General features: G+C 65.6%; 9 protein-coding genes and 2 pseudogenes. 7 read left to right on the top strand and 4 right to left on the bottom strand.

All coding sequences use genetic code 11. The features are described 5' to 3' along the window. Positions 1-34: 34 nt before the first annotated feature. A complete protein-coding gene (locus SHTP_RS24655; RefSeq protein ID WP_096372068.1) occupies positions 35-496 on the top strand; it encodes an SRPBCC family protein in 462 nt (153 codons plus the stop codon). On the opposite strand, the gene SHTP_RS24650 is transcribed toward SHTP_RS24655, so the two are convergent. From SHTP_RS24650 to SHTP_RS24635, 4 genes and pseudogenes are all read right to left on the bottom strand, one after another. Beyond that, positions 478-1,266 (bottom strand): SDR family NAD(P)-dependent oxidoreductase, encoded by a 789-nt coding sequence (locus SHTP_RS24650; RefSeq protein WP_096372067.1) that lies wholly within the window; start codon positions 1,264-1,266, stop codon positions 478-480. The genes SHTP_RS24655 and SHTP_RS24650 overlap by 19 nt on opposite strands. Position 1,267: 1 nt before the next feature. Continuing rightward, entirely contained in the window at positions 1,268-2,878 is a 1,611-nt protein-coding gene (locus SHTP_RS24645) for an AMP-binding protein (protein ID WP_096372066.1), read from the bottom strand. A gap of 9 nt (positions 2,879-2,887) precedes the next feature. Further along, complete coding sequence (locus SHTP_RS24640) at positions 2,888-3,667, bottom strand: GntR family transcriptional regulator (RefSeq protein ID WP_096372065.1); 780 nt, start codon at positions 3,665-3,667, stop codon at positions 2,888-2,890. A gap of 12 nt (positions 3,668-3,679) precedes the next feature. Next, positions 3,680-5,303, bottom strand: a pseudogene (locus SHTP_RS24635) (SMP-30/gluconolactonase/LRE family protein). Between the two features lie 136 nt (positions 5,304-5,439). On the opposite strand from SHTP_RS24635, the gene SHTP_RS24630 reads away from it, so the two are divergent. The 6 genes and pseudogenes from SHTP_RS24630 to SHTP_RS24605 all read left to right on the top strand — a co-directional run bounded on the left by SHTP_RS24630 (position 5,440) and on the right by SHTP_RS24605 (position 12,914). Beyond that, a complete protein-coding gene (locus SHTP_RS24630) occupies positions 5,440-6,315 on the top strand; it encodes an SDR family NAD(P)-dependent oxidoreductase (RefSeq protein ID WP_096372064.1) in 876 nt (291 codons plus the stop codon). Between the two features lie 34 nt (positions 6,316-6,349). Beyond that, positions 6,350-7,711: an aromatic ring-hydroxylating oxygenase subunit alpha gene (locus SHTP_RS24625; protein ID WP_096372651.1), complete on the top strand. Its 1,362-nt coding sequence runs from the start codon at positions 6,350-6,352 to the stop codon at positions 7,709-7,711. Positions 7,712-7,725: 14 nt separating this feature from the next. Beyond that, positions 7,726-8,907: an LLM class flavin-dependent oxidoreductase gene (locus SHTP_RS24620; protein ID WP_012392294.1), complete on the top strand. Its 1,182-nt coding sequence runs from the start codon at positions 7,726-7,728 to the stop codon at positions 8,905-8,907. A gap of 5 nt (positions 8,908-8,912) precedes the next feature. Continuing rightward, positions 8,913-10,766 (top strand): annotated as a pseudogene (locus SHTP_RS24615) (flavin-containing monooxygenase). Further along, positions 10,766-11,701 (top strand): SDR family NAD(P)-dependent oxidoreductase, encoded by a 936-nt coding sequence (locus SHTP_RS24610; protein WP_096372063.1) that lies wholly within the window; start codon positions 10,766-10,768, stop codon positions 11,699-11,701. The pseudogene SHTP_RS24615 and the gene SHTP_RS24610 overlap by 1 nt, the downstream one beginning before the upstream one ends. Beyond that, positions 11,694-12,914 carry a CaiB/BaiF CoA transferase family protein gene (locus SHTP_RS24605; RefSeq protein ID WP_012392297.1) on the top strand — a complete coding sequence of 407 codons (1,221 nt, stop codon included), beginning with the start codon at positions 11,694-11,696 and terminating at the stop codon, positions 12,912-12,914. The genes SHTP_RS24610 and SHTP_RS24605 overlap by 8 nt, the downstream gene beginning before the upstream one ends. Positions 12,915-12,970: the final 56 nt, after the last annotated feature.

Here is a 12,970-nt window from a genome sequence, read left to right as displayed (position 1 = left end):
CGCCCGGCGGCGGGGCCGGGTTAGGTTGGTCGCCATGACGTGGTGGATCGCCCACGCTGAGCGGGCGCTGTCACAAGATGTGCCCGCGCCACCGGAGCGGGTGCGCGACTTCTATGTGGACCTGGACAACCTCAATCTGGTGCACCCGCTGATCGTCGCGGTGCAAGCGCTGTCCCGAACCGAAACCCGGGATGGCTACCGGCAGAGCTACCGCGTGATAGATCGCATTCCGATGGGACCGTTGAATCTCGAGGTGCGCTACCGGGCCCGGCTGCACGTCCCGGTGCACGGTGCGGTGCACACCGAGGCCGATCAGTTCCCACGCGTGCGGCTGCGCGCGACGGTGACTTTTGCGCCGGTCGCCGCTGGTACCAGGCTCACCGAGCGGATAGCGATCGCCGCGCCCCGTCCGCTGGCCTCCTACACCACCCGCGCGGCGGTGCAGGCGCACGCGGCGATGCTGGCCGGGATCCGCAGCTATTTCGAGTCGTCCTGAGCGGGGCTCCACTGCGCGGTCAGCGCGAAGTCGGAAAGGTATTTGGTGGAGTTCCACCCACCGTCGACCACAATGGTCTGCCCGTTGATGAAGGCGCCGCCCTCAGAACACAGGAATGCCACCGTGTTTGCCACGTCGTCGACGGTGCCCAGCCGCTGATGCGGTGTCATTTCAACGTTGATCCGCCGGAATCGCTCATCGGCCAGGCGATGCTGGGTCATCGCCGTCTGGATCACGCCGGGGGCCACCGCGTTGCACCGTATTCCCTGTGCCCCGTATTGGCAGGCGATGTGGGTGGTCAGCGCGGTGAGCCCGCCCTTGGCGGCCGAATATGCTCCGCCACGAAGACCTCCTACCACGGCAAACGTCGACGTGATGTTGATGATCGCCGATCCGGGCCGCAGATGTGGCAGCACCTCACGGGTCAGGCGGAACGGTGCGCGCAGCATCAAACTCAGGACGTAGTCCAAGGATTCGTCGTCGGTTTCGTGCACCGGTTTGGGGCTGCCCACCCCGGCGGCGTTGATCAGGAAGTCGATGCGTCCCCACCGGTCCAGGGCGGCGCGGGTGAGCTGGCCGGGTGCGTCATCATCGGTGAGATCGACCGGGTGGGTGGCTATCCGGTCGGGGCCGCCGGGCAGCTGGGTCAGCTCGGCAAGCCTGCGCTCGTCGCGGCCCGTGCCCAGCACCGCCATACCCATTTCGGCGAGTTTTGCTGCGCAACCGAATCCGATTCCGCCCGTTGCCCCCGTGATGATTGCTACCTGCATGTCACTGCTCTGCCTTCATGAGCGCTGCTTTGATCCGGTGTTTCACAATCTTGCCTGCGTCGTTCTTCGGCAGGTGGTCCCAGATAACCACTTGCTCGGGGATCTTGAACCGCGCAACGCCAGCGCCTTCGAGAAACGCGCGCACGCCTGGGAGGCCGGGCGGGGGGTCAGCCGCGGCAACGATGACGGCGCAGGCTCGCTCGCCGGTGCGGTCATCGGGCAGGCCGACAATCGCGACGTCGGCGATTCCGGGGTGGGTGATCAGGATGTCTTCGATCTCTTTGGGGGAGACGTTCTCGCCGTTGCGGATGATGATGTCCTTGGCTCGTCCGGCCACCACCAGATACTCGTCGTCGACCCAATGTCCGAGGTCTCCGGTGCGGAAATAGCCTTGCGCGTCGAAAGATCCGGCTTCGTCCTCGGGGTGCCGGTAGCCGACCAGCATCTGTGGCCCGCGCACCCGAATTTCACCGGCAACCAGCTTGACGTCGGCGGCACCGACCCGGCCATCGGTGGCTGCGGCGTGCGCACTGCTGTCGGGTGCGCCGATCGTCGTCACCGGAACCTCGGTGGAACCGTACACGCGGGTGACAACGGCCTTGTCGAAATAGTCTGTCGCGCAACGAATCAACGACGGCGACACCGATGCGCCGCCGCAGACGAAGAATTTCAGGTCGGGCAATCTGGTGCCCGCCCGCTGTGCGGCGGCAAGCAGCTGCTCGAGGAACGGTGTCGCTCCGGCCATGTGGGTACACCGCTTCGATGTCATGAGTTGCACGGCGCGGTCCGCGTCCCATCGGTCCAGCAGCACGGCGGTAGTGCCGAGCAGAAGTGGGCATTCGAAGGCGTAGATCGAGCCGCCGATGTGCGCGATCGGCGAAGCGACCAGGAACCCGTCACCGGGCTCCACCATCCAGTGATCCCGGATCTGACAGATCAGTGCGTGGATCGAGTTGTGGGTGTGTAGGACGCCTTTCGGGCGTCCCGTCGTCCCCGAGGTGTACAAGATCATCCGTACCGCATCGGGATCCGCCGTGGGCAAGGGCGCAGCGGCCTCCCGGCCGACGAGTAGGGATTGGAAGGTCGAAACGCCATCGGGGCACTGCCCCCGCACCTCGATCACCTCCGGGCGCGACGGCAACTGTGCGGCCACCCGCCGCAGCATCGAGGTGTAGTCGTGACCGCGAAAATCTGCCGGGGCAAAGATCATCCGGCTGCCCGCATCTTCGAGAATGAACCGCAGTTCGTGCTCGCGCAGCGAGGGCAGGACGGGGTTGGCCACCATTGCGGCCAGCGTGCTGGCCAGATAGATCACCGCGGCTTCGTGCCAGTTCGGCAGCATGAAGCTGACCACGCTGCCCGCCGGCATGCGGGAGCGCAGGTGCTGCGCCAGGGCCATGGCCTGGCGGTGCAGTTCCTGGCAGTCCAGTTGCCGATCGGCATCGACCAGCGCCACCCGCTGCGGGGTGCTCTGCGCGGCCTCGCGCAGCGCATCGGCGAGCGTGCGCCGGACCCACCAGCGGTGCGCGTAGGCGCCTGCGGCGCGATCGGCATCCCAGCGAACCCAGCGCCCATCGATGAGCCTGCGTTGTGGAACTTTCGGCCCTCCCATCGGCCGGCGCTATTGGTCTGTCACACCGGAGGATCCGGTTTCACCGCGGAGTCGACGCATCGTCATCGAGTGACGGAACCGGGACGCCGGATGGGTGTTGAGCGTGACCTGGGCCACCTGCTCGTCGGATGTCACATAGGCGCGTCGGATCTGCAAGGCCGCAGATCCCGGTTCGACCTGGAGGCCGTGGGCCAGCGCCGGTGAGATTGACACGGCCGCGATTTCCTGTTGGACCTCAACGATGCCCAATCCGAATAGGTCCTCGATCAACGGAAAGATCGGCCCGTCGTGGCGGTGTAGCAACCTGCCGACCGCCGCGAATGCGCGGTTGATGTAGTACTGGGTGCGGCAAAGTGCGGGTTCGGCCGGCTCGGCGTTCTCGGCCCGCCGAAACCCGCAGACGCTCAGCCACTGCTCGCCGCTGGTCAGCCCGGTCTGTGCGCTCACCTCATCGTCGATGGTGGCCATGGCGATGGATTCGATCACGAATCTGGTGCCGGTGGCGAAGGCCAGCAGATCGTTGATCGACATCACATGCTGCACGTACGAATCCGACGACGGTCGCGGTACCACCAGCGTCCCGGTGCGCGGGCGCGAGGAAACCAGGTTGTCTTCCCGCAGCCGGCGCAGCGCCTCCCGAATGGTGTACCGGCTCACGGCAAACCGATCACACAGCTCGTGTTCGGTCGGCAACTGCGAGCCCACCGGATAGATACCGTCCACGATCTCTTTGCGTAGCGTCCGCGCCACCTGAAGATAGCGGTGATCGAGGATCTTTGGCTCGGACAACTTTGGCGCCCTTCAGGATTCCCGGCGCAATGCCAGTACGCTGCCATCCGCGTCGGCGGAGATGTAGAGGGTTGCGTCCGGCCCGGGCGTGATTGCGGCGAACGGTCCCTGCGGGCCGGAGAACGGCGGCATTCCGCGCAGCGGCTTGGGGGTGACGCCGGCGGGTGCTCCCACCGGTAGATCCCACGCGATGGTGTGGCGGGTGCGCGAGCCGAGATCGACTGCGACGAGTTGCTTTGCTCCGAAGTCGATGACGTAGACCTGCCGGTCGCAAATGGCCACGCCCTGCGGACACTGCAATCCGTCCAACAAGGTGCCGGTATCGCCGAGCGTGCGCACCCGGCCGGCGTCGGCCTCGGTCACCACGCACCTCCCGTCGGCCTTGACGGCCACGCCAACCGGATCGCTGAGGCCCGATGCCATCACCTCGACCCCGTCCGGCCGGACCGACAGCACCCGTCCGGCGCCCCGCTCGGCCACGAACAGGGCGCCCGAACCCGCCACGGCCACCCCGTAGAGCTGGTCCAAACCCGTGGCCAACACCTCGCTTTCGGACGCCCAGGGACGGTAGCGCGCAACCTCGCCGTTGGACGTGGTCACCGCGAATTCGCCGGATCCCAGCGCGGCCACTCCGCGCAGAAACCCCGGGTACCCCGCCGAGAAGAGCATTCCGCCGACACGCAGGGTGCCGTCGGCGAGCAGAACGTAAAAGTAGGTGCCGTCGGCGATGTAGAGGTCGCCATCCGAGTCGACGGCCAGCCCTAGCGGCCAGGTCAACCCGCCCGGCAGCGTGGTCCGCGTTTCTCCGGTACCGAGAATCTCGGTGATCTCGCCGGTGAAACTCGAAACGAACAGCCGCTCGCCGACGAAGGTCAGGTTGTCCAGACCCGGGTGCAGTGCCGCGAGCACGGTGCGATCTCCGGTGCGGGGATTGATCCGCAGCACCTCACCGCTGTGCACCTGGGTCGAGACGAGGTGGCCATGGGGGTCGAACTTCACCGCGTCGGGAACTCCGAGATCGCCGGCCACACACTGCGGGACACCGCCGTCGGGATCGATGCGCCAGATCTCGTTGGCGCCCATCACCGGGAAGTACAACAAGCCGTCCGGGCCGACCTCCATGGCGTTGGGCGAGGGCAGGTTGCGCGCCAGCACTCGGGGTGCCCCGCCGTTGAGGTCCAGCTCCAGCAGTCGCCCGCCGTCGCGGCATTCACCGACGAACAACCGGCCCTGGTGAAAGGTGATGCCGTTGGCTGACGGAATGTCGTCTCGAAGCACCCGGGTGTGGCCATCGGGCGCGCGCACGCTCACCCGGCCGTCCATCACCTCGGTGGCGTAGAGATTGCCGTCCTGGTAGAAGGCCAGGTCGTCGGGCGCGATGATCGCACCCCCCCTTGGGGCAGACGGTGTCCAGCCGTCCGGTGCTCAGGTCCAGCGCGCTGATCTGGCTGCCGGTCACCTGCGCGACGTAGACTCTGCCATCCGGACCGGTGCGCAACCCATTGGCGCCGAACAGCCGGCTGGGCGCGGTGAGCCGGGTCAGGGTCCAGCCTTCGGCAACGTTGGGTGCCCGCGTGACCGGGTAGCGGCCCGCGTGCTGCAACCGTCGGGTTACGGGTATCACTGCTCGGACCATAGCAATCGGAATCTGGTCCAGACAATAGCCGCGGCCATGCCGAACATTGCCCTTGACGAGGCCGCCAAAACGAGAGAATCGTACTCTCTAATGAGTGCACGCCATTATCTTGTCCGGACAAATAGCGGCCAGGTCAATGACTGTTGATCTGCTGAGCCTCTCCGGGCGCGTCGTCGTGGTCGCCGGTGCCGCGGCTGGCGGTATCGGCACGGCGGTGACGCGCATGGTTGCTCGGGCGGGAGCGACGGTTGTCGCGGTGAGCCGTGGCCAGGACAATCTGGACCGCCATGTCGGTCCGCTGGTGGCCGAGGGACTGGCGGTGTTGCCGGTGGCCGCGGACGTTTGCACCGATGAGGGAATCGAGGCCACGCTCGAGGCCGTGCGCCGTGCCGACGGCGACTTGCACGGTCTGGTCAACGTCGCCGGCGGCGCCGACCCGTCGACCTGGATGCCGAGCACCCGGGTCCGGCGCAGCGCCTGGCATGAGCTGTTCGCCAGGAATCTGGAGGCGATGTTCTTCATGAGCCAGGCGATCGCCGCGGAACTGAAGAGTCGCCAGCGGCCGGGTTCCATTGTTTCGCTGTCCTCCATCAGCGGGATGAACGCCGCTCCCTTTCACATCGGTTATGGCACAGCCAAAGCCGCGATCGTGGCGGCGACCCGCACCATGGCCCTCGAACTCGCCTGCGACGAGACCGCGGCGGGATCCCCGATCCGGGTCAACGCGGTGGCACCCGGGGTGACCGAGACGCCGGCGTCGCACACCTATACCGACGTCGACCCCGAACGTGATCGCCGCGCTATTGCGATGGGGCGGCGGGGACGTCCGGACGAGGTGGCCGGGGTGATCCTGTTCCTGCTCTCCGACCTGTCCAGCTACATCACCGGCCAGACGCTGCTGGTCGACGGCGGCCTGAACCTCAAATGGGGACATCTGGGTGTCGACAACACCTCGTTGTTCCTCAAGGACGAGTCGTTTCGGGCCGCGATCAAACGCTGGGACGAGGCCTGAGGTGACCGATCACAACGACGGGAGGGCAGAACCGATGGACGCGGCCCGCCACGACGATGTCGAGGCGACGTTGACCGGTGCGGTCACCTTCGGGGTCAACGCGTACACCTGCGCGGACTACGCCCGAGCCGAGCGTGACAAGCTGTGGCGCAAGGTATGGCAGCAAGTCGGCAGAGTGGAAGATCTTCCCAAGGTTGGCAGCTACCTCACCTACGACATTCTCGACGACTCGATCGTGGTGGTACGCAGCGCAGCCGACACCTTCAAGGCCCATCACAACGTCTGCATGCACCGAGGCCGTCGGCTCGTCGACATCCCCCCGGGAGCCAAAAACGTTTGCGGCCACAAAAAATCGTTCGTCTGCGGGTTCCACGGCTGGACCTACGACCAGGACGGCAACTGCATCCACATCCCCGAGAAGCCGGACTGGCAAGGCGCGCTGACCCCGGAGAACACCCACCTGGCCGCGGTCAACGTCGACACCTGGGGCGGCTGGATCTGGATCAATATGGATCCGGCCGCGCAGCCATTGCGCCAGTACCTGGAGCCCGCGGCCACCATGCTCGACCCGTTCCGGTTGCAGGACATGCGCTGCAAGTGGCGAAAGTGGCTGACCTTCCAATGCAACTGGAAGGTGGCGATGGAGGCGTTCAACGAGACCTACCACGTCGCAACCACCCATCCGCAGTTCAACAAGTTCGGCAACTTCCGCGGCTGGGCGGCCGCCCACGGCCGCCACAGCAACATCGGCTACGACGCGCCGAAGGACCTGGCGCAGACCAAGTCCAAGATCCGGCTCGGAACCGGAGCCGATCCGCGGGTATCCACCGCCGAAATGCAGCGCTACACGCTCGAGGAGACCAACGCGACCACCACCAGAACGTTGGTGGACGCCGCGCTGCGTCTGGTCGAGGAGTTGCCCGAAGACGCACCCGCGGGTGAGGTACTCGATCACTGGCTGACGTCGGCACGGCGTGACGACGCCGCCCGCGGCGTGCTCTGGCCGACCATCGATCCCGAACACCTGGCCCAAAGCGGCACCGCCTGGCAGATCTTTCCCAACTTCCAGATCGGTCAAGGCCTCACCACCGCCCTGTGCTACAGCGCCCGGCCACACGGATACGACCCCGACCAATGTGTCTTCGAAGCGTCCTGCTACGAGCTGTATCCCAAAGGTGAAGAGCCGCAAACGGAGTGGGTCTACGCGCCGCCGGATGACCCGGGTTGTCGCAGCGTGCTGCCACAGGATTTCTCCAACATGGCCGCGGTCCAGCAGGGCATGAAGTCGGGGGGCTTCGGCGGCCCCAAGCCAAACCCGTACATGGAGCGCAGCACCGCCAACTTGCATCGCAACCTTGCCGAATACATGGGCACCGGCGCACCACGAGAACTCTGAAGGGGATCGGATCAATGAAGGTCAACATCGGACTTGGCGCCCACAATTCACTGGACTGGGAGCGGGTGCTCGCCGAGGACTACGATCGCCCGCCCAGCACTGCGGACTGGGAATGCGTCCAGGCCACGCTCGCGCTCGGAGACCTGGCCGAACCACTGGGCTTCGACGGCATCTGGTTGCCCGAGCACTGCGGCACACCGTATGGCATGACGCCCAACCCGATTCAGGCACTGAGCTACTTCGCCGGAAGAACCGAGCGGGTCAATCTCGGCACGTTCGTGGCCGTGGCGCCCTGGTGGCATCCCATCCGGCTGGCTCACCAGATGGCCTACCTGGACATCATCTCCAACGGGAGATACACGACGCTTGGCATCGGGCGCGGGGTGTCCAAGGGGGAGTTCGCCGCGGTCGGCGTACCGCGTGAAGAAAGCCGGCAGCGGTTCAACGAAACCCTGGACATCCTCGCCCTGGCCTTCAGTGGAAAGCGGTTCGCCTATGAGGGCGAAATCTTCACCGTTCCAGAAATGTCCCTTCGCCCCGAACCCTTCAGCTCCGACCTCTTCGCACGGATCTACAGCTCATCGTCGACCGCGGAATCCCTGGAGATCCTCGCCCGCCGCGGCATGGTCCCGCTGTTCGTGGGCAACAAGCCGATCGAGGATGCCGGGCGAGAGGTGCAGCAAGTGAACACCTTCCGCCAGGAGGAAGGCCTGCCGCCGTGCCAGCCGAAGAATGTCATGTTCATGTACTGCACGGCCAGCGCCGAGCAGGCCGCCGAATCCGAGGAGTGGATCTGGACGGCCAATCGCGATGTCACCGTGCACTATGGATTCGCCGACGCCTCGAACTTCAAGGGGGTCAAGGGCTATGAGGCCTATGCCGCACGTGAGGCCAGTGCGACTGCGGTGCTGGCCTCGTCGGTGACCGGCGACGCCAAGGGCGGTCCCCCTAAAACCCCCGGTTATCACGCATCGAACCTGCTCATCGGGACGCCGGAGGAGATCTACCACCGAATCACCGCTGCCCAGGCGGCGTGCTCGTTCTGCGAGCTGACCATCGTTGTGCAATTCGGCACCATGCCCTACGAGCAGGCGATGGCCAGCACTCGCCTGTTCGCCCAAGAGGTGCTACCCGCGGTGCACCGGATGGACGCACCGCTACACCCCGCGGCGCTGCCGGCCAACGCCCTGGCGTGACTGAGATGACCGCCCCTGACTGCCCGCCCAGCCAGACACCCGGCGACATCGACCTTCCCGCGCTGCGCGAGAAATACCGTCAAGAGCGCGAGAAGCGGCTGCGCCCGGAAGGTTCCGGGCAGTACATCGAGCTGGTTGACGATTTTGCCGGATACTACGAATCCGATCCTTATTCGCCACCGCTACAGCGTGATCCGATATCGGCCGACATCGACGTGCTGGTACTCGGCGGTGGTTTCGGCGGTCTGCTCTGCGGTGCCCACCTGAAGAAGGCCGGCGTCGCTGACGTCAGGATCATCGAACTGGGCGGCGACATCGGAGGCGTCTGGTATTGGAATCGCTATCCGGGCCTGCAGTGTGACAACGAGTCATACTGCTACATACCGCTGCTCGAAGAGCTGAACTACATGCCGAGCAAGAAGTTCGCCGACGGTAGCGAGATCTATGAGCATTGCCGGCGCATCGGCAAGCACTACGGCCTCTATGACTCCGCGATCTTCGGCACGCAGGTACGGGAGCTGCACTGGGATGAGGCGATCAGGCGCTGGCGCGTCGGCACCAACCGCGGCGATGACATCCGGGCCCGCTTTGTGGTCATGGCCTCGGGCCCGTTTCACCGGCCGAAGTTGCCGGGCATCCCGGGCATCAAAGATTTCCGTGGTCACAGCTTTCACTCGGCACGTTGGGACTATGAGTACACCGGCGGGGACAGCACCGGGGGGTTGACCGGGCTGGCCGACAAGCGCGTCGCGGTCGTGGGAACGGGGGCGACGGCTGTGCAGATCGTGCCGTTCCTGGGCCGGTATGCCAAGCACCTGTACGTCTTTCAGCGCACGCCTTCGTCAGTGGGGGAGCGCAACAACACACCCACCGACCCGGAATGGGCGAAGTCACTGCAGCCGGGCCGGCAGAAACAGCGGCAGCGCAATTTCCATTCCTGGACCTTCGAGGGGATGGCGCTGGGCCAACCCGACTACGTGTGCGATTTCTGGACCGAGCTGGGTCGCAATACCGCCGCGCGGGTGCTGGCGCTCGAGGATCCGGCCGCACTCAGCCCCGAGCAGTTCATGGCGATCCGTGAGGAAGAGGACTACAAAGTCATGGAGCGGCTGAGGCGCCGAATCCAGAGCATCGTCGATGACACGTCGACCGCCGAGGCGCTCAAGCCCTACTACCGATTCCTGTGTAAGCGGCCGTGCACCAACGACGACTATCTGCAGACGTTCAACCGGCCCAATGTGACCCTGGTCGACGTCTCGCAGACCAGGGGCGTCCAGCGGGCCACCGAAACGGGGCTGGTGGCCAATGACACCGAGTACGAGCTCGATTGCATCATCTACGCCAGCGGCTTTGAGATCACCACACAGATCAGCCGCCGCTACTCCATCGACGAGATCAGGGGCCGCGACAACGTGTCGCTGTTCGACTATTGGCGCAATGGGTACCAAACGCTGCACGGCATGACCAGCCGCGGATTTCCCAATCATTTTTTCACCGGATTCACCCAGGTCGGCGTCTCGGCCAACATCGCCGCCAACTACGAATTGCAGGGCGAGCACATCGCCTACATCATCGCCGAAGCGCTGGCCCGGGGTGCGACCGTCGTCGAACCCAGCCAGCAGGCACAAGACTAGTGGTGCAGGACCATTCGGGAAACCGCGATCGACAACACCCAGTTCGATCTCGAGTGCACGCCCGGCTACTACAACAACGAAGGCGGCGGCCCCGGTGCGGCCGAAGGCGAGGGAATCCGTTCCCACATCGGCGAACCCTACGGCCCGGGTTTTTACGCATTCGGTGATCTGCTTGCCCAATGGCGAAGCAAAGGCGATCTGAATGGCCTCATTCTGGAATCGTGATGACTGAACTCAGGTTCGACGATCGGGTCGCCGTGGTGACCGGCGCCGGCCGGGGCCTGGGCCGGGCGTACGCGCTGCTGCTGGCGGCCAGAGGGGCCAAAGTCGTGGTCAACGACACCGGTGGTTCGCTGGCCGGTGCCGGTGGCGACCCCGCACCCGCGCACCAGGTGGTGGCCGAGATCACCGCGCTCGGCGGGCAGGCGGCCGCGTCGCTGGACTCGGTGACGACACCCGCCGGTGGTCAGGCGATCATCGAAACCGCGCTCGAGCACTACGGCCGGATCGACATCCTGATCCACAATGCCGGCAACGTGCGCAGCGCGCCGCTCGAGGAGATGAGCTACGAAGACTTCGATGCCGTCATCGACGTGCATCTTCGGGGCGCCTTCCACGTCGTGCGGCCGGCCTTCGGGTTGATGTGTGACCAACTTTACGGCCGCATCGTGTTGGCTTCCTCGATCGGCGGCCTGTACGGCAACCAGGGGGTCGCCAATTACGCCGCGGCAAAAGCCGGCTTGATCGGCTTGTCCAATGTCGCCGCCGTCGAGGGCGCGGCCAGTGGTGTTTTGTGCAACGTCATCGTTCCCTCCGCGGTGACCAGAATGGCTGACGGCCTGGATATTTCGTCGTACCCGCCGATGGGCACCGAGCTGGTGGCCCCGGTGGTCGGTTTGCTGGCGCACGAGTCCTGTCCGGTCAACGGTGAGATGTTGATCGCCATCGCGGGCCGGGTGGCGCGGGCGGTGGTCGCCGAAAGTCCCGGCGTGCAGCGCCTGTCCTGGTCGATGGAAGATGTTGCCGAAGGGCTCTACGCCATCCGAGATCTGGCCGCACCACTGGTCTTTCCCGTGGTCCCCAGCGGACATTCAGACCACATCCGCTACAGTTTCGAGTCGGCCGTGTGGGCGAATCGAGGAAGCGCGCACCATGTCTAATTGCGGGTCCGATTGCGACTCTAGTTTGGGGGCCGGTGCCGGGAAGCGCACCGGCCCGCTGTCCGGCGTGCGCGTCGTCGATCTCACCGCGATGGTGATGGGGCCCTACTGCACCCAGATCATGGCCGACATGGGGGCCGATGTCATCAAGATCGAGCCCCCGCAAGGCGACGACACCCGGTACGTCTCGGTTGGTCCGGCCGCCGGCATGAGCGGCGTGTTCGTCAACGTCAACCGGGGCAAGCGCAGCGCCGTCATCGACCTGAAGTCCGATTCCGGCCAGGCCGCCGTGCGGGCCCTGATCGAAGGGGCCGATGTCTTCATCCATTCCATGCGCGCCAAGGCGATCGCCCGGCTTGGGCTGAGCTACCCCGAGGTCGCCGCCATCAACCCGGCCATCGTCTACACCAACTGCTACGGATACGGCCGGCGCGGCCCCAACCGGGATCTGCCGGCCTATGACGACACCATTCAGGCGGCGTGCGGACTGCCGTCCGTGCAAGAGCAGCTCACGGGTGAGCCCAGCTACGTGGGAACGATAATGGCGGACAAGGTCGCCGGACTCACCGCGCTCTACGCGACCATGATGGCCCTGTTCCACCGGGAACGTACCGGGCAGGGCCAAGAGGTCGAGATCGGGATGTTCGAGGCCGTGGCGTCGTTCATGCTGGTCGAACACGCCAACGGCGCGATGTTCGATCCGCCGCTGGGCCCGGCGGTCTATCCCCGCACCGTGGCGCCCAATCGGCGGCCGTATCGCACCAGCGACGGCTACCTTGCTGCGCTGATCTACAACGACAAACACTGGGCCGCTTTCGTCGATGCGGTACGGCCCCCATGGGCCAGCGAGCAGTACGCCACCCTCGAGGGCCGGGCCCGCCAGATCGACACCGTGTACGCGCTGCTGGCCGAGACCTTTGCGGCGCGGACCACCCAGGAATGGCTGGATCTGCTCGAGGAGCTCGAGATACCCGCGTCAGCGCTGTCGAGTCCGGCGGAATTGTTCGACAACCAGCATCTGAATGCCGTCGGATTCTTCGAAACCATCGACACTGCCCACGGACCGGTTCGCTTCCCGGGAGTGCCGACCTGGTTCTCCCGGACCCCGGGCCGGGTATCGGGTCCGGCCCCGCAGTTGGGCGCCGATACCAGCGCGGTGTTGGAGGAACTGGGCATCAACGCTGCCGATGCGCAACCGGCCGGCCCGGCCTAGCCCGAAATAGCGGCCAAGTCGTCGAAAAACCTTGCTACACCTAGGCGTGTCTGCAA

Origin of the sequence: Mycobacterium ulcerans subsp. shinshuense (assembly GCF_002355775.1) — a bacterium.
Classification (GTDB): domain Bacteria; phylum Actinomycetota; class Actinomycetes; order Mycobacteriales; family Mycobacteriaceae; genus Mycobacterium; species Mycobacterium marinum.
This window is presented reverse-complemented; position numbering and strand designations above follow the sequence as displayed.

Excerpts from the sequence above, each read along its gene's own strand:
- SHTP_RS24620 (WP_012392294.1), top strand. The coding sequence starts at position 7,726 with ATGAAGGTCAACATCGGACTTGGCGCCCACAATTCACTGGACTGGGAG.
- SHTP_RS24610 (WP_096372063.1), top strand. The coding sequence starts at position 10,766 with ATGACTGAACTCAGGTTCGACGATCGGGTCGCCGTGGTGACCGGCGCC.
- SHTP_RS24650 (WP_096372067.1), bottom strand. The coding sequence starts at position 1,266 with ATGCAGGTAGCAATCATCACGGGGGCAACGGGCGGAATCGGATTCGGT.
- SHTP_RS24625 (WP_096372651.1), top strand. The coding sequence starts at position 6,350 with ATGGACGCGGCCCGCCACGACGATGTCGAGGCGACGTTGACCGGTGCG.
- SHTP_RS24630 (WP_096372064.1), top strand. The coding sequence starts at position 5,440 with ATGACTGTTGATCTGCTGAGCCTCTCCGGGCGCGTCGTCGTGGTCGCC.
- SHTP_RS24605 (WP_012392297.1), top strand. The coding sequence starts at position 11,694 with ATGTCTAATTGCGGGTCCGATTGCGACTCTAGTTTGGGGGCCGGTGCC.
- SHTP_RS24645 (WP_096372066.1), bottom strand. The coding sequence starts at position 2,878 with ATGGGAGGGCCGAAAGTTCCACAACGCAGGCTCATCGATGGGCGCTGG.
- SHTP_RS24655 (WP_096372068.1), top strand. The coding sequence starts at position 35 with ATGACGTGGTGGATCGCCCACGCTGAGCGGGCGCTGTCACAAGATGTG.